The sequence below is a fragment of the bacterium genome (assembly GCA_040753555.1).
Classification (GTDB): domain Bacteria; phylum UBA9089; class UBA9088; order UBA9088; family UBA9088; genus JBFLYE01.
In genome coordinates this window covers 1-14462 of sequence record JBFMDZ010000020.1, presented here as the reverse complement: position 1 = coordinate 14462, position 14462 = coordinate 1, and the positions used below count along the sequence as shown (strand labels likewise).

Below are 14462 nucleotides of genomic sequence, written 5' to 3'. Positions count from 1 at the left end.
AACAATTGAGGCAATGAACGATGCGAAGGTAGTAATAAGGGATATACAACAAGAATTCAAAGAGAAATTTAGCAGGGAATATTCCCCCGTTTCAGAATATATGCTTTCTGATGCTGACATTGCCCTAGTTGCAATAGGCTCTACATCTGGAACAATAAAATGCGTTGTTGACGAATTAAGAAAAAATGGGATAAAAGCAGGGCTTTTAAAGGTCTCCCAATTCCGTCCATTTCCAGATAAAGAGATAAAAGAAGCCCTTTCTGGAGCAAAAGTAATTGCTGTTTTAGATAGGGCAACAGGGTTAAATGCCTCATTTGCTCCACTATGCCTTGAGATTAGGTCTAGTTTATATGGCCTTCCAGAGGCACCTTTGCTTGTAAATTATATCTATGGCTTAGGAGGAAGGGACATAGGGATTGAGGATATAAAAAGGGTATATAATGACCTTACTTCTTGTCTTAAAGAACAAAGGGTTGATGAGCCTATAAGATACCTCGGGATTAGGGAGTAAGAAATCTTTGCAGTATAAGGTAGTTTGTGTTAAAATAAATATATGTTGCCACAGATAGTACCAAGAGTTTATATAGATACATCGGTAATTGGTGGTTGTTTTGATGCTGAATTTGACATATGGTCAAAATTGCTTTTTGAGGAATTTCACAAGGGGATTAAAATTGCTGTTATTTCTGACCTTACACGGCGTGAACTTAAGGATGCCCCACCAGATATAAGAAAAATACTTTCAACAATTCCAGATGCCAATCTTTATAATGTTTTTCTTTCAAAAGAAGCTGAAAGGTTGGCATTGAGCTATTTTGAAAATAAGGTTGTAACCTCAAAACATTTAGCTGATGCTCAACACATTGCTATAGCCACTGTGGAGCGAGTTGATGTTCTGGTTAGTTGGAATTTTAAACAAATTGTAAATCTTGAACATATCCATGCCTTTAATTCAATAAATATAAAATTGGGCTATCCTGTATTGGAAATCAGGAGCCCAAGGGAGGTTATACATGAGAAAAAAATTTGATGCCGTAAAATTTCAGAGAAAAATCAGAGAGGAATTAAGCGAAAAATATACTACAGACAGAGAATCTTTTTTAAAGGAACTTAAAACAAGATATAGTTCTTTTAAAAAAAGAAAATCAGCATCCATTTAAGATAATAGAAGGTAAAAAAGGATGGTAAATGACAAAAATCGTTGGGAATACAACATTTTGAAATAAAATGTATAAATAGAAAAAGCCCTTTCTGGAGCAAAAGTAATTGCTGTTTTAGATAGGGCAACAGGGTTAAATGCCTCATTTGCTCCACTATGCCTTGAGATTAGGTCTAGTTTATATGGCCTTCCAGAGGCACCTTTGCTTGTAAATTATATCTATGGCTTAGGAGGAAGGGACATAGGGATTGAGGATATAAAAAGGGTATATAATGACCTTACTTCTTGTCTTAAAGAACAAAAGGTTGATGAGCCTATAAGATACCTCGGCGTTCGTGAATAAATTTATATAGACAAAAATACATTTTTTTATTATACTAGATTTAATTTAAATAAGGAGAGGATAAGGATTATGTTTAAAGGGTCTATAGTTCCTATAATAACGCCATTTAAGGATGATTACTCAATTGACTATGAGGTATTAGAAAGGCTTATTGAGTTTCATATTGAAAGTGGAACAAATGGGCTTGTTCCTGTAGGGACAACCGGAGAATCTGCAACTTTATCGCATAAAGAGCATAGGGATGTTGTAAAATTTACAATAGATGTTGTAAAGAAAAGAATACCTGTAATTGCAGGTGCTGGTTCAAATTCAACAAAAGAGGCAATTGAGATAGCAAAGCAGGCAGAGGAAGATGGTTCAGATGGAATATTAAGCATTACACCATATTACAACAAGCCAACACAAGATGGCTTAATTGCCCATTTTAAAGAGCTAGCAAAGAATATAAGGCTTCCTATTATTCTTTATAATGTCCCGGGAAGAACCGGTGTAAATATGATGCCTGAGACGGTTTTTAAATTATCATCTATTGAAAACATTGTTGGGATAAAGGAGGCATCTGGAAACCTCATTCAATCTGCTGAGATAATCAAGCTCTGCAATGGGAAGATTGGGGTATTTTGCGGAGAAGATGCTTTAGCATTTCCTTTGATGACAATTGGTGCTAAAGGTGCAATTTCCGCAAGTGCGAATGTAGCTCCTGCTGATTTTTCGGGAATGATAGAGGAGGTAGAGGAGGATATACAAAGGGCAAGGTCTCTTTACTATAAGCTTCTTCCTTTGTGCAAGGCGATGTTTTTAGAAACAAATCCAGCACCTGTCAAGGAAGCATTGTTCATAATGGGGCTTATTCCGAATCCTAATGTTAGGCTTCCCCTTGTAAGGGTAAAGGAGGAAACATCTAAAAAGATAAAGGATGTCCTTTTATCTCTCGGGATTGTAAAATGATTAAGTTAATTATTCTAGGGTGTTGTGGAAGGATGGGCTCTAGCATTGCAAGGCTTGCATCGGAAGACCCTCAAATAAAGATTGCTGGTCTTGTTGAGAAAAAACAACATCCAATGATAGGAACCAATCTTTATGGATGCGAGATTTCTGATGAGCTGTTAGATGTTATAAACAAAGGCGATTGTTTAATTGATTTTACAAGCCCTGATTCCCTGATGGAGCATATTGATATTGCAAAAGAGAATGAAAAGGTAATTGTTATTGGAACAACGGGTCTTTCAAAGGATCAAATGGCACATATGAAAAGCGCATCAAAGTATATCCCTATTCTCTATTCATCTAATATGAGCTTTGGGATGAATGTTATATTTAAGCTCTTACCGCAGGTTTCAAAGCTCCTTTCCTCTTTTGACATTGAGATAATTGAGGCGCACCATAAGCATAAGCTTGATTCTCCCTCTGGAACAGCAAAAAGGCTCTATGAGATATTAGCAGAATCTCGTGGATATGATATTGAAAAAGCAGCAGTGTATGGAAGAAAGGGCAAAAAAAAGAAAGAGGACAATGAGATAGGTTTAATGAGCATAAGGTTAGGCGATGTTGTTGGAGACCATACAATTATATTTGGTGGTAGTGGCGAGAGAATAGAAATTACCCATCGTGCAACCTCAAGGGATGTCTTTGCTTATGGTGCTATTAGGGCAGCTAAATTTATTGTCCATAAAGAGCCAAAATTATATTCCATCCTTGATCTTCTTTAGTGAAAAGGCTTCTTTTATTTCTCCTTATCCCATTTCTTGTTTTTTCTGCTTATAAAGAGGGTGAGGTTCTTGTAAAGATTAAAAAAGGAAGGGATATTTCATCTTTAAGCATTTCTGGTATCCTTTCTTCTAAGTATCTCTTTGACAAAACATATAAGCTTACATTTAAGAATAGGTCTGTTGAGGATGTAGTTTATGAACTTTCTAAAGACCCAAATGTAGTCTATGCAGAGCCGAATTATATAAGAAAGATCTGCATAACCCCGAATGACCCTTATTTTAACCAACAATGGGGGCTTAATAAGATTTCTGCACCTTCTGCTTGGGAGATAGAAAAAGGCTCATCTTCTGTTATCGTTGCCATTTTAGACACAGGAATTGATTATAATCATTCTGATTTGAATGGCAAGGTTATAAAGGGCTATGATTTTGTCAATAATGACAATGACCCAATGGATGATCATGATTATTCTCTAACAGGCCATAGCCATGGAACACATGTGGCTGGGATTGCTGGGGCAGAGACAAATAATGGCACAGGCACCGCAGGCATTGCCTGGGATTGCAAGCTCTTGGCGGTAAAATGCTTTAATTATAAAGGCGAGGGCGAAGATCCTGATATTGCTTTGGCAATAAGATATGCGGCAGATTATAATGGAGTAAAGGTAATCAATATGAGCTTTGGGGATACTGATTTTTCTCAAACCCTTAAAGAAGCTTGCGACTATGCTTATGGCAGGGGAACATTGCTGGTGGCAGCCGCGGGAAATAAGGGAAATGCTACAATGTTTTATCCTGCCGCCTATGATAATGTTATGGCGGTTTCCGCAACCAACCAAAATGACCAAAAGGCAAGTTTTTCCAACTATGGCGATTGGGTTGATGTAGCTTCCCCTGGGGATAGGATTTATAGTACAGTAAGAACCAATTATGGTTATTACGATGAAAAGAATGGGACCTCAATGGCATCACCATTTGTTGCCGGTTTAGGAGGGCTTTTATTTTCAAAAAATCCATCCTGGAATAACAATATGGTAATGAGGGCAATTAAGGAAGGTGGTGATGATATTGGAGGAATATATAGGATTGGAAAAAGGATAAATGCCAAAAAAAGCCTTGATTTCAATATCTCAACCAAAACCTGGACATTCATCGTCTATCTTGACGCTGATAATGACCTAGAATCTGCAGCAATTGATGATTTTTTAGAAATGTCAAGTATTGGCTCAAATGAAAATGTAAACATTGTTGTCCAATTTGACCGTATTTCATACTATGATTCAAATTATGGCAATTGGACAGGGACAAAAAGGTTTTATATCACAAAAGATATGACGCCATACCCAGAAAATGCTATTGATGATATAGGCGAAGCAAATATGGGAGACCCAAATACATTAAAAAATTTTATAAATTGGGCAAAAGGCTCATATCCGGCTAATAATTATGCCTTAATTCTTTGGGATCATGGAAGTGGCTGGAAGACAAAGGCATTAGAAAAAAAGCCAAAGTGTGTATGTTATGATGATACAAGCGATGGTGATTCCCTTTCTTTAAAGGAATTAAGGGAAACCCTTTCTTCTTGTGAAAAGATTAACCTAATCGGCTTCGATGCCTGCCTTATGGCAATGGCAGAGGTTGCACATCAGATAAAGGATTGTGGCAATATTATGGTAGCCTCAGAAGATGTAGAACCAAATGATGGTTGGGCATATGATAAAATATTAGTTAGCATTGGTTCTGTCACAACCTCAAGTCTTTTGGCAGAAACCATTGTCCAAACCTATGTTTCTTCATATCCAGGTAGCGATGAAATAACCCTTTCCTCCATTGACCTTTTAAAGGTAGGAAGCCTTGCCTTATCTTTGGGAAGCATTACCTCAATCAATGATTGGGACAAAATAAGCACAGCAAGGAATAATGTCATATTTACTAGGTGGGATCCTTCATACATTGACCTTTTTGACTTTGCAAATAGGCTAGAGGTAAGCCTTACATCCCCTATTCTTTTTTCTTCCCATACCACAGACTCAAAGAATTATTCTGGCCTTTCTATTTATTTTCCCAAAGAAGACGATGGCTATTTGGGAACCTATACCCCAAAAAACCTTTTATTTGCCAAAGATACAAATTGGGATGAGTTTATTCTAAAATTCATTTATCCACCTTCTTTATCTTTTCTTTTACTTTCCTGCCCAGAGACCATTACAACTTACAATACCTTCACATTAACCATATTTCCCAAAGATTCTCAAGGAAGCCCTGTATTTTCAACTGCAACCATAACCATTTCTAATCTTACAAATTCTATAAACCCAACAACATATGACCTTACAGGATATGAAACAAAGATAATAGCAACAATCACAGAAATGCCAGATTATGGGCTTGATATAATTACAATAAAGCTTTCTTCTCTAATTGCAACAGCCTCTGTTAATGTCTTTCTTAATTTATCAAAACAAGCAACTATTTCTACAAACAATGTAGAGCTTCTTATTTCTCCCAATACATTTGAGGTGCCTTTTAAGATAAATATCGCAACAAGCTCAGAAACAAATGTTCCAAAAGGGATAAAGCCGGTGATGGGATGGAATATCTTTGCTTCTGCACCGCTTAAGGGAACAATCACCGCCAAATTTTCTTATCCCGAGATAAATGGCATTGTTTCTGGAACAATCAAAGAGAGGAATTTATGTATCTTTCAGGATGGCAAGGAAATCCCATATTTTATTGACATTTCTTCAAACGCAATAATAGCAACAATTACAGAGCACCTTTCTTTGTTCACCATTGGTGGAACACCAACATACCCAGAGGAAATAACAAAACCCACCGTATTTCCCAATCCATTTATTTGGCATAAGCATAGCTTTATAACCTTTGGAGACCCAAATATAGTAGAAAAGAGGCTTCCACAGGGTGGAAGTATAATGATATATAATATTGCAGGAGAAATGATAGACGAGCTTTTTACAAACCCAGAGGATAATGGAAGAAAAATATGGAATCCTAAAGAAAAGAAATTAGCATCTGGGGTCTATATATTTGTTATTAACAAAAAAGCCAGAGGAAAGATTGGGATTGTAAAATAAAAGCAAATTGCTTGACATAGGGATTTTTCCATCCCTATAATCTTTAAAAAAATGGGGGGATTTCCATTTCTAGCGGGATTTTTAATATCAATAGGCGTAGGCTTATTTTCTATATTTAGATTAGGAGGAATAGTTTCTCTTAAAGAGGCATTCTTTGTTTCTATTATTAAAATGCTTCTTACATTCCTTGTTGTTTTTACATCTGGATTGATATTAGAGCTTCTTATAAGACAGCAATTTAAAAAGAGGAAGGGCTTTAATATTATTCTTAAAGAAGAAAGACCATGATAGAAGAAGAACAGTGGAGGGAGTATAAAAAAACCAATGACTCTAAGATAAGGGAAGAACTTATTTTAAAATATGCCCCCCTTGTTAAATATATAGCAGGAAGGGTAGCTATAGGAGCTCCTCATATTGACCATGATGACCTTATAAGCTATGGAATTATTGGGCTTATAGATGCTATTGAAAAATTTGATCCAAATCAAGGCTTTGTTTTTCAAACCTATGCTTCAAAAAGGATTAAAGGTGCTATTATAGATGAGTTAAGAGCCCTTGATTGGGTGCCAAGGCTTATGAGAAAAAGGGCAAAGGAGCTTGAGGATACTTATATAAAGCTTGAAAAGAAATATGGAAGATCTGTAACAGAAGAGGAGGTATGTGAGGAGCTTGGAATAACCAGAGAAGAATTTGACCAAATCCTTCTTGACATTTCAGGAACAACAATTATTTCCCTTGATGAAGTGTGGTATCTAGGAGAAGACGACCATGAGATTTTGGGTGTTGAAACAATAGAGGCTCCTCAAAGTCAAAATCCAGAGGTTATTGTAGAGAAAGAGGAAATAAAGGAAAGATTGGCAAAGGCTATAAATAAGCTTTCTGAAAAAGAGAGGGAGGTTATTGCCCTCTATTACTACGAAGACCTTACCTTAAAAGAAATAGGAAAGGTTCTAAATGTTACTGAATCCCGTGCCTGCCAATTACATGCAAATGCTATAATAAAGCTTAAGGCATCTATAAAAAAGACACTGACTGATTTTATAAAAAAATGAATAAAAAAATATTTATAATTGGGCTTTTGGTTTATGGGATGGGATTTCTTCTTCTTTACCTAAAAAGGCTATTTCTTGGTCCATCTTTTATTGTAGCAGGCCTTATTATCATCCCCATCTCAATCCTATTAGCAAAAGAAGAAAAGGAAAAGAAATAACTACTTTTGTACCTTGCTTCTTATATGCCATTCATAAAGGATGGGGCTTGCCATGCAATCGGAAGAGAATGTCCCAATGGCTATTCCAATTGTTAAAGCAAAGGCAAAATCAGAAACATCGCCACCTGCGAATAACCAGAGGGCAACGCAGGTAAATAGTGTTGTCAGGCCTGTAATAAGTGTCCTTGTAAGGGTTTGGTTAATACTTTTATTAAGAAGGGTATAGTAATCCTCCTTTCTGGAAAGCCTTAAATTCTCCCTTATTCTATCAAAAACAACAATGGTATCATTTACAGAATAACCAGCAATGGTTAAAAATGCCGCAATGGTTGGGGCATTAAATTCCCTTCCCGTAAGGGAATAAATGCCTAATGATATTATCATATCATGAAGGAGGGCAAGCATTGCAGAAACACCAAACCTAAATTCAAACCTAAATCCAATATATATGAGCATAGCAATTATTGCAAGGATGATAGCCTTTGTAGCATAAGAGCCAAGATGTCTACTTACAGATGGACCAACATATGTGCTTGAATAGTCAAATTTTCCAATATCACTTGCTACGTTCCTTATCTTTGCCTCTATTTTTTCATCAGAAGCTCCCTTTACCTTAACAAGAAGCTCCCTTCTTTCTCCTCCAATATATTGAATTTGTCCCTTTATTCCTGCTGTATTAAGCCCATTTCTTATATCTTCAAGTCCTTTCTCAGGGATTTTTTCTTCAAACTTAAGGTTAATCATTGCTCCACCTGTAAAGTCAATACCTAAACTTTTTCCTCCCCTGACAACAAGCGAAACTAATCCGACAACAACTAATATCCCTGAGAAAAGATAAAAAGCCTTCCTTAATCTTAAGAAATCAATCATATAAAAAGTTTATCTTCTAAAGACAATTTTTGCAAGGAAAAAATTTAGCTTGAATTTTAAGCAAATCCTTGTTTTAGTGGAAGTTGGGTTATCACAGCATTTTTTTCTTAATTCTTTTATTATCAAGTCGTTGTGCCATTTTTACCCATATTCTTTTTGGTGTTTTTAGACTACAAAAAACCCATAAAATCTCTATTTTTTTTCTCCACTTTACATCCTTTTACGATCAAAAAATCCTTGAAATTTCAATGAATATTAAGTTTTCAAAGATCACCCACAAATATTTTTATAACAACAGTCAATACATCATATTAATCTACCGAACCTTTTAATTTCCCTCTTATAAACTCCATAAATGTTCTAAATCCCTCAATTGGTGTCAATGGGAATGGTGAAGACTCTACAGCATCTTGAGAACTGTTATGAAAATGATGTGGAAAGGTTGGTAGAAATTCCCACTTTTTATCAGGAAAATTATCGTATCTATAGATAGTTCCTTTCATATCCATACATTCCCAGTGAAAACCAAACTTATTAACTAATTTTTGAGATAAATGTATATCTACAAAACCTTTGGTAATAAGAATGATTCTTAATTTATGCTCAGAACGATGTATTTCCTTAACCATATCTGCAAATTCAATCTGTGCTATTCTTCTTATATCTTCTAAACTATACATTAACCATCCTTCTTTTATTTTTTCTTTTGAAACTAATTGAGTGCTATTCTTCTTATATCTTCTAAACTATACATTAACCTTACCTATTAATCTTTTTATTCTTTCACACTCTGCCTCAAGATTATCAAAGAGAAAATAATCCTCATAAGATTCTTTTTCGCTAAAAAATCCTTTTTTTACCTTTGAATCAAGGTCAAACACATCTTTAACTCCATATTTTTTCGCCAGAAGAAAGATATCTGTTTCAATCCTTGAAAGTTTTTTTTCAAGATAACTCTTAAGGCTTTCTCTCAAAAGTTCCTTTGGTGCTATATGTAATCCTTTTGCTACTACATCTATAACAGTCATAGCTTGTTCTACCTCCTAACTTTTTGAAACTCACACGCAAATATTTTTATAACAACAGTCAACACATTTGTTAGCATACGAAGTCTTCTTTGGATAGTAACCTAACATTATCACCTTGAAGACCTCATCAATTAGTTTATTAGTATATTCAAAATCATCTGATTTGTAAAGTATTTTTTTTTAAGGTATTACCGCTTCGCACATAACAAATATAACCTTCGTTTACTGGCTTCTGATATATCTCTTTTATCAACATCACATAAATGACCGATTGAATCTTATGTGTCTTGAACAGGAAATCATTAAATTCAGTATATTTATAATCAAGTGGCGACATACTTCCATCAGTTAGGGTCAATACCTCGTCCACAATCCCACGCACCCGAAGTCTTGGTGAGGCTAAGTAAACTAATATCTCTTTGCCAATACATCCTATCCTTTTACGCAAGTATTCTCTGTTTTCTTGCTCTCTTTTTGAATGTAGTTCCCTACCTTTTAGCACCTTATATCTTTGCTCTTCATGCTGGGGTATCTTTAAGCAATTCATAAAATAGGTAAAACGCGGGCAAAAAAGATGTTCGATTACCTCTGAAGGCGTTATCATCAATGTAGATTCGGTATCCATATTAACTTCCCTTAAAAGAATTTTGCTAACAGCTCGCCGGATATAAGCTTCTTATCAAAGGACTGCCCCAATAGTTTGACCTTTTTAAAATCCTCACTACACATAGGAAAGATATAAACAGAATCCTCTTTGTCATCAATCAAATCCTCGCACATAATCCTTAATTCATCCAGCTGATTTCTGTTCAACTTACCTACAAAGGCTGATTTTTGAACCCGATAAAGCCCTTTGTTTTTACAAACTTTAGCAATGCGGTTACGCTTCTTATCTTCAACAATATCATAGATTACCCAGAGTAAGGTTTCATTGTCTGCCACTATTCTTTCTCCTTTATTAATCCATTTGCTATCCGGGGGCACTCAAATTGGATAACATCACCCCTTTTGATATTTCTGCCTCCGTAGCGGATAGATTCATCCAGAAAGGCACTAAATTCTTCAATCAACAAAGCCTTACCTTCTTTATTAAGGGTAAAGCCATTTTTAAGCCGGTCAAAATGTTCTTGTTTTACCTTCCTTGCGGCAAAAAGGTTTATTACCGTTTCATCAGCCCATATCCGAAAAAGCTCTATTAAATCAAAGACTAACGATTTCTTGTTGTAATTATCGGTATGGATAATGCCTACATAAGGGTCAAGCCCAGCAATGATACAGGCTTTTTCTACCTTTGAGTAGAGAATACCGTAGGCATAGTTTAAGAGGCTGTTGAATTCATCCTGAGCTGGGTTTCTGCTACGACCATTAAACTTATATCGCTCCGGGACAAGAAAACTTAAGGCTTCAAAGTATATCCTGCCGCCACTCCCTTCTATACCCATAATTGTCCCCCGCCTTTCTTCAATTGTCCCTGAAATGGTATCCAATGTCTTTTGGCAATTCACCAATTTCTCAATGTAGCCGGTAATCTCTGCTGATTTCTGTGTTCGTGTGTTCCTGAGTCTTTTAAGTAGCTCTATCTGATTCTCAAACTTTCTTTTAATCCAGGAAATGGCAAGGGATAATCCCTCCTCAATTTCTGCAATCTCAATCTGTCTTCTTCGGATTAAGGTGGTGCTGCCCAACTTACTGTGCCATACCCTGCCATAAGGGTCACCAAAATCATCAAGGAAAACAATGTCAATATTGTTGTCCATTGCCAGTTTAATGGCATCGGTAGTGATATAAGCGGCGGTTGTAATGAGGATAGACGAAACCTTTTTAGCCGAGACCTCAAAGGTCTGGTCATCCCTTTTGACCTTAAAGCAATCACCGTTCTTTTGAAGATATGAACCGTAAGTGTTAATGACAAGCTGCATAATCCCTTCTTTTGCGTGCAATTTGCGTGCAATTTGCGTGCAAATTTTCACCATTAACCCTTTATCTTATATCTTATTGCCCTTCCTACTCCAGTTTTCTCAATAAAGCCTGATTTCTCTAATTGAGCAAGGTCGTAATTGGCTGTTCTTAATGAAACCTTAAACAATTCCACATATTTTACCCTTCCAATGAAAGGTTGCCCTGTAAGGATTTTTTGAGCCTGGGATAGTGTCAGTTGAGTGCCTTCAATATGAGTAGAATGATGTGCTTCAAGGATAAGAGCCTCACTCTGCATATCCTTTATCCATTCTTCCTTCAACTTAGCCGCATCCAAAAATCCCCTTGCCCTCTCAATCTCAAGGAGAGAATTGTTTATTTGGTTAGTGATTGTAAAATTTGGTTTAAACATAATTTTTTATAACCGTCCCAAACCCCCTTGAGACTGATTTACCAATGCCCCAGTAATCAGGGATTTCAAAGTTTATAAAGGGGGTTTACTCCATAAGATTTTTTTCAAATTGCTTAATATTCCCTTCAAAAAATTTCTTTATTACATCCCATTGCCAATGTTTAGATTCCGCAGTAAGTATTGGTAGTGGGTCTTCCTCTGCATCCTCAAAAAAAGTAAGGCTCTTTAAAACATGATACATATTAATACCTGAGGAGGCGAATCTTGCCTTAAAAATCTGGCATGCATCATCTATAGATAATTTGATTTGTAAAACAGCATAGAGGTCATAAAAGTCCTTTTTTGTTCCTCTCTGAGATATAGCCTTAAATTTTTCCGCGGTTATATCTTTCCAGTCAGCAAGGTTAAGTCCCCGCCATAAAATTGTGGGATAGGTAAGAGGTAGGGGATAAAAAAGAAATGAGAGTTTGACCTTTTTGAGTTCACAATGAATAGCTCCTGTTCTAACCAGCAAGGTTTTGTCGGGTTGAATATTTTCCAAAACAATGTCTGTATTAAAGAGCGTGGGTGAGAAGAAATCCAGGTCTATTGATTTTCTATGTCCAAGTTGGAGTGCAAGATCTGTTCCACCGGCTAAGTAAAAATCATTGAGTTTGGATGAAATATTATCAATTAACTCAAGTCCGTTTTCGGGTAATACATTTTCAAACATGTTATCTCCTCCGTCGGGATATTGAAATAAACCGCCCAGAATTTTGCAGTTTGAGGCATCAATCCCCGTCTTTTTTTAATAACCTCGATAAGTTTTTCATCCGAATACAGGGTTCTTAATATTTTAATGTCTTTCTCATCACCAAAGTCTAGTACTCGGCTAATAATATAACCTGCATTTTTCTCAATGTCTATATCCTCTGTATCCCAGAATAGAACTGGATTAAAGATTGCCTTTGGATTAGATTCCTTCATTCGTTTTTTCATTCCCTCTTTCCTCTTTGTCTGTTTTCTGCTTCATTACTGTTCCAAACCCTCGCGATACGGATTTACCAATGCCCCAGTAATCAGGAATCTCAAAGTTGACTGAAAAATCTCCCAAAAAATCCAAGCATCGGCGTGCCTTTCAAGGATGTTTAACGATTTTTGCTTTATTTTCTACCTATCTTTCCCGTTGGTATCCAACTTATCCTCTAAATCACTCCTGAATTCTCCTCTTATTAGTCTTCCATCCCTTAAATATTCAAAAAACTCAGAGTAACTATTCGGACTTAAAAAGTGAAAGATGTATTTCTGTTTTATCTTTGTTTTTTCCAGTTCAGCATTAAGATCTGCAAAATGTTGCTTTGTCCAGCGTAATTTTGCCTTGTTTTCGTCCGAATCATCATTATCAGCCTTTACCTCAACAACCACAATAAAGTCAATCCCATCCCTATGAATTTTGATAAAGAAGTCTGGGTTAAACTCCTGTTGTTTAGGATGTTCTCCTTTTCTCCATGAGTATTCAATTCTATAGAATCCCCTATCTCTTGACTTAATCCATGAATCAATCTTTTCACCATTTTCTTTCTTACATAGATATTCTATAAATCTTCTCTCTGGCTCAGCCCTTGTAAAGACTATATCAAGAGATGTTTTGAATAGATATTGATTTATCTCCTTTTTAGCACTTTTGGGCAGGTTTTGATCGTTTTTGATTTCTTGAAGAATATCTTTATTTTTATCTATTAGTTCATATTGATAGGTATCGGTGTAAAAAACCGTGGCACCGTGTCTCAAATTTCCAACAGCTATACTTTCTCTCTCAATGTCTATTGTTGATACAGGCTCTGGTTCATTTATTTTCCTTACATTTACAGTAGTCTTACCTTTTCTTCTTAAGAGTGTACCAAATGCCTTTATCAAAGGGTCTTTATTTTCATAGACCGTCTTTAGAAACTGCAAATTATCTCCAAAGACAATCATATTCCGCCAGTCATTATCACCTGTAAGATATTCTTCACCGTTAAAGACCTTTTCCACCTGTAAAGGCACAGGGAAAACACCATCCTCATTAGCAAGGATATCTTCCTTCCTCATCTTACCTGCATAAAACAAGTTCATATTCTCTCTGCCTGGTAGGAAAAAGCTTATACTTATAATCCTCTGATATTGACTCGCCTTTTTGGAGTTTGTCTGTGAGGAATTGAATGTCATATTCATTAAGTTTTGTCATTATTAGTCATTACACCTCTTCTTTTCAAAGTATGCCTTTGCGTTTCTATATATTTCGTCCACGGTCATCCCTTCAAATAGCTCTTCCTGAAATCTCAGGTAGTTTCTCTTTTCATATCTTATTTGGGACAGGAATCTTATAGCATCGCTCTCACCAAGGGTTTTAAATAAAACATTTAATCCCTTCTTCCTTTCCTTTATCAAAAATCTTTTTGAAAATTCAATAGCTGCCATTATCTGACAAGCTTTTGCCAGACCAACCCCTTCAATATCCTTTAACTTTTCTAAGGTGATATTCTCAAAATCATTCTGAGCCAATTTTAAAATATACTCAAATAAAATTGGTTTTCAAGTGTCAACAACCTCTATTATCTGAAATTTTTCTGTAAGTAAGCTCTCTAATTCTCCTTTATAACTTCCAAAATTCTCAAAGAATTCATGAACTGCTGCCTTAAACTTATCAAATCTCTCATAGTATTTGCCTCTTATTACCTTAATTTTGAAGAATTTCCAT

General features: G+C 35.9%; 23 protein-coding genes. 10 read left to right on the top strand and 13 right to left on the bottom strand.

The genetic code is table 11. The annotated features are described in order from the left end of the window. The 10 genes from porA to AB1630_03160 all read left to right on the top strand — a co-directional run. A partial coding sequence (gene porA, locus AB1630_03205) for a pyruvate ferredoxin oxidoreductase (protein ID MEW6102816.1) occupies positions 1-511 on the top strand: 511 nt, incomplete at its 5' end. A 42-nt stretch (positions 512-553) separates the two neighbouring features. Beyond that, positions 554-1030: a PIN domain protein gene (locus tag AB1630_03200; GenBank protein MEW6102815.1), complete on the top strand. Its 477-nt coding sequence runs from the start codon at positions 554-556 to the stop codon at positions 1028-1030. Beyond that, on the top strand, positions 1014-1160 hold the full coding sequence (locus AB1630_03195; protein ID MEW6102814.1) for a hypothetical protein: 147 nt from the start codon (positions 1014-1016) through the stop codon (positions 1158-1160). The genes AB1630_03200 and AB1630_03195 overlap by 17 nt, the downstream gene beginning before the upstream one ends. Before the next feature lie 75 nt (positions 1161-1235). Then, positions 1236-1502 carry a hypothetical protein gene (locus AB1630_03190; protein MEW6102813.1) on the top strand — a complete coding sequence of 89 codons (267 nt, stop codon included), beginning with the start codon at positions 1236-1238 and terminating at the stop codon, positions 1500-1502. A 69-nt stretch (positions 1503-1571) separates the two neighbouring features. After that, on the top strand, positions 1572-2450 hold the full coding sequence (dapA, locus tag AB1630_03185) for a 4-hydroxy-tetrahydrodipicolinate synthase (protein MEW6102812.1): 879 nt from the start codon (positions 1572-1574) through the stop codon (positions 2448-2450). Then, complete coding sequence (gene dapB / locus AB1630_03180; GenBank protein ID MEW6102811.1) at positions 2447-3211, top strand: 4-hydroxy-tetrahydrodipicolinate reductase; 765 nt, start codon at positions 2447-2449, stop codon at positions 3209-3211. Before dapA ends, dapB begins: the two co-directional genes overlap by 4 nt. Next, positions 3211-6306, top strand: a complete 3096-nt coding sequence (locus tag AB1630_03175; protein MEW6102810.1) for a S8 family serine peptidase — start codon at positions 3211-3213, stop codon at positions 6304-6306. The genes dapB and AB1630_03175 overlap by 1 nt, the downstream gene beginning before the upstream one ends. Before the next feature lie 51 nt (positions 6307-6357). After that, on the top strand, positions 6358-6594 hold the full coding sequence (locus AB1630_03170; GenBank protein ID MEW6102809.1) for a hypothetical protein: 237 nt from the start codon (positions 6358-6360) through the stop codon (positions 6592-6594). Further along, positions 6591-7358, top strand: coding sequence for an RNA polymerase sigma factor WhiG (gene whiG / locus AB1630_03165; GenBank protein ID MEW6102808.1), 768 nt, complete (start codon positions 6591-6593; stop codon positions 7356-7358). The genes AB1630_03170 and whiG overlap by 4 nt, the downstream gene beginning before the upstream one ends. Further along, complete coding sequence (locus tag AB1630_03160) at positions 7355-7516, top strand: hypothetical protein (protein ID MEW6102807.1); 162 nt, start codon at positions 7355-7357, stop codon at positions 7514-7516. The genes whiG and AB1630_03160 overlap by 4 nt, the downstream gene beginning before the upstream one ends. Here the strand turns inward: AB1630_03160 and secF are convergent, their stop codons facing one another. The 13 genes from secF to AB1630_03095 form a co-directional block, all read right to left on the bottom strand. Next, positions 7517-8386 (bottom strand): protein translocase subunit SecF, encoded by an 870-nt coding sequence (gene secF / locus AB1630_03155; protein ID MEW6102806.1) that lies wholly within the window; start codon positions 8384-8386, stop codon positions 7517-7519. It abuts the gene before it with no gap. Between the two features lie 311 nt (positions 8387-8697). Beyond that, positions 8698-9066: a DUF6516 family protein gene (locus AB1630_03150; GenBank protein MEW6102805.1), complete on the bottom strand. Its 369-nt coding sequence runs from the start codon at positions 9064-9066 to the stop codon at positions 8698-8700. 66 nt (positions 9067-9132) lie between these two features. Next, positions 9133-9414, bottom strand: coding sequence for a hypothetical protein (locus AB1630_03145; GenBank protein MEW6102804.1), 282 nt, complete (start codon positions 9412-9414; stop codon positions 9133-9135). A gap of 154 nt (positions 9415-9568) precedes the next feature. Then, complete coding sequence (cas4, locus tag AB1630_03140; GenBank protein ID MEW6102803.1) at positions 9569-10039, bottom strand: CRISPR-associated protein Cas4; 471 nt, start codon at positions 10037-10039, stop codon at positions 9569-9571. 11 nt (positions 10040-10050) lie between these two features. After that, positions 10051-10356, bottom strand: a complete 306-nt coding sequence (gene cas2, locus AB1630_03135; GenBank protein ID MEW6102802.1) for a CRISPR-associated endonuclease Cas2 — start codon at positions 10354-10356, stop codon at positions 10051-10053. After that, positions 10356-11333 carry a CRISPR-associated endonuclease Cas1 gene (cas1, locus tag AB1630_03130; GenBank protein ID MEW6102801.1) on the bottom strand — a complete coding sequence of 326 codons (978 nt, stop codon included), beginning with the start codon at positions 11331-11333 and terminating at the stop codon, positions 10356-10358. The genes cas2 and cas1 overlap by 1 nt, the downstream gene beginning before the upstream one ends. A gap of 53 nt (positions 11334-11386) precedes the next feature. After that, a complete protein-coding gene (locus tag AB1630_03125; GenBank protein MEW6102800.1) occupies positions 11387-11743 on the bottom strand; it encodes a hypothetical protein in 357 nt (118 codons plus the stop codon). Positions 11744-11828: 85 nt separating this feature from the next. After that, positions 11829-12455, bottom strand: coding sequence for a nucleotidyl transferase AbiEii/AbiGii toxin family protein (locus AB1630_03120; protein ID MEW6102799.1), 627 nt, complete (start codon positions 12453-12455; stop codon positions 11829-11831). Beyond that, entirely contained in the window at positions 12416-12721 is a 306-nt protein-coding gene (locus tag AB1630_03115) for a hypothetical protein (GenBank protein MEW6102798.1), read from the bottom strand. Before AB1630_03115 ends, AB1630_03120 begins: the two co-directional genes overlap by 40 nt. Then, positions 12696-12845: a CRISPR-associated endonuclease Cas6 gene (locus tag AB1630_03110; GenBank protein ID MEW6102797.1), complete on the bottom strand. Its 150-nt coding sequence runs from the start codon at positions 12843-12845 to the stop codon at positions 12696-12698. The genes AB1630_03115 and AB1630_03110 overlap by 26 nt, the downstream gene beginning before the upstream one ends. A gap of 47 nt (positions 12846-12892) precedes the next feature. Next, complete coding sequence (locus AB1630_03105) at positions 12893-13813, bottom strand: hypothetical protein (GenBank protein ID MEW6102796.1); 921 nt, start codon at positions 13811-13813, stop codon at positions 12893-12895. 1 nt (position 13814) lies between these two features. After that, positions 13815-13949: a hypothetical protein gene (locus tag AB1630_03100; protein MEW6102795.1), complete on the bottom strand. Its 135-nt coding sequence runs from the start codon at positions 13947-13949 to the stop codon at positions 13815-13817. Positions 13950-13951: 2 nt separating this feature from the next. Then, positions 13952-14182, bottom strand: coding sequence for a hypothetical protein (locus tag AB1630_03095; GenBank protein ID MEW6102794.1), 231 nt, complete (start codon positions 14180-14182; stop codon positions 13952-13954). Positions 14183-14462 lie beyond the last annotated feature (280 nt).

Coding starts and splice junctions, on each gene's coding strand:
- AB1630_03200 (MEW6102815.1), top strand. CDS start 554: ATGTTGCCACAGATAGTACCAAGAGTTTATATAGATACATCGGTAATT.
- AB1630_03195 (MEW6102814.1), top strand. CDS start 1,014: ATGAGAAAAAAATTTGATGCCGTAAAATTTCAGAGAAAAATCAGAGAG.
- dapA (MEW6102812.1), top strand. CDS start 1,572: ATGTTTAAAGGGTCTATAGTTCCTATAATAACGCCATTTAAGGATGAT.
- dapB (MEW6102811.1), top strand. CDS start 2,447: ATGATTAAGTTAATTATTCTAGGGTGTTGTGGAAGGATGGGCTCTAGC.
- AB1630_03170 (MEW6102809.1), top strand. CDS start 6,358: ATGGGGGGATTTCCATTTCTAGCGGGATTTTTAATATCAATAGGCGTA.
- whiG (MEW6102808.1), top strand. CDS start 6,591: ATGATAGAAGAAGAACAGTGGAGGGAGTATAAAAAAACCAATGACTCT.
- AB1630_03160 (MEW6102807.1), top strand. CDS start 7,355: ATGAATAAAAAAATATTTATAATTGGGCTTTTGGTTTATGGGATGGGA.
- secF (MEW6102806.1), bottom strand. CDS start 8,386: ATGATTGATTTCTTAAGATTAAGGAAGGCTTTTTATCTTTTCTCAGGG.
- AB1630_03150 (MEW6102805.1), bottom strand. CDS start 9,066: ATGTATAGTTTAGAAGATATAAGAAGAATAGCACAGATTGAATTTGCA.
- AB1630_03145 (MEW6102804.1), bottom strand. CDS start 9,414: ATGACTGTTATAGATGTAGTAGCAAAAGGATTACATATAGCACCAAAG.
- cas4 (MEW6102803.1), bottom strand. CDS start 10,039: ATGGATACCGAATCTACATTGATGATAACGCCTTCAGAGGTAATCGAA.
- cas1 (MEW6102801.1), bottom strand. CDS start 11,333: ATGCAGCTTGTCATTAACACTTACGGTTCATATCTTCAAAAGAACGGT.
- AB1630_03125 (MEW6102800.1), bottom strand. CDS start 11,743: ATGTTTAAACCAAATTTTACAATCACTAACCAAATAAACAATTCTCTC.
- AB1630_03120 (MEW6102799.1), bottom strand. CDS start 12,455: ATGTTTGAAAATGTATTACCCGAAAACGGACTTGAGTTAATTGATAAT.
- AB1630_03115 (MEW6102798.1), bottom strand. CDS start 12,721: ATGAAAAAACGAATGAAGGAATCTAATCCAAAGGCAATCTTTAATCCA.
- AB1630_03105 (MEW6102796.1), bottom strand. CDS start 13,813: ATGAGGAAGGAAGATATCCTTGCTAATGAGGATGGTGTTTTCCCTGTG.
- AB1630_03100 (MEW6102795.1), bottom strand. CDS start 13,949: ATGACAAAACTTAATGAATATGACATTCAATTCCTCACAGACAAACTC.
- AB1630_03095 (MEW6102794.1), bottom strand. CDS start 14,182: ATGGCAGCTATTGAATTTTCAAAAAGATTTTTGATAAAGGAAAGGAAG.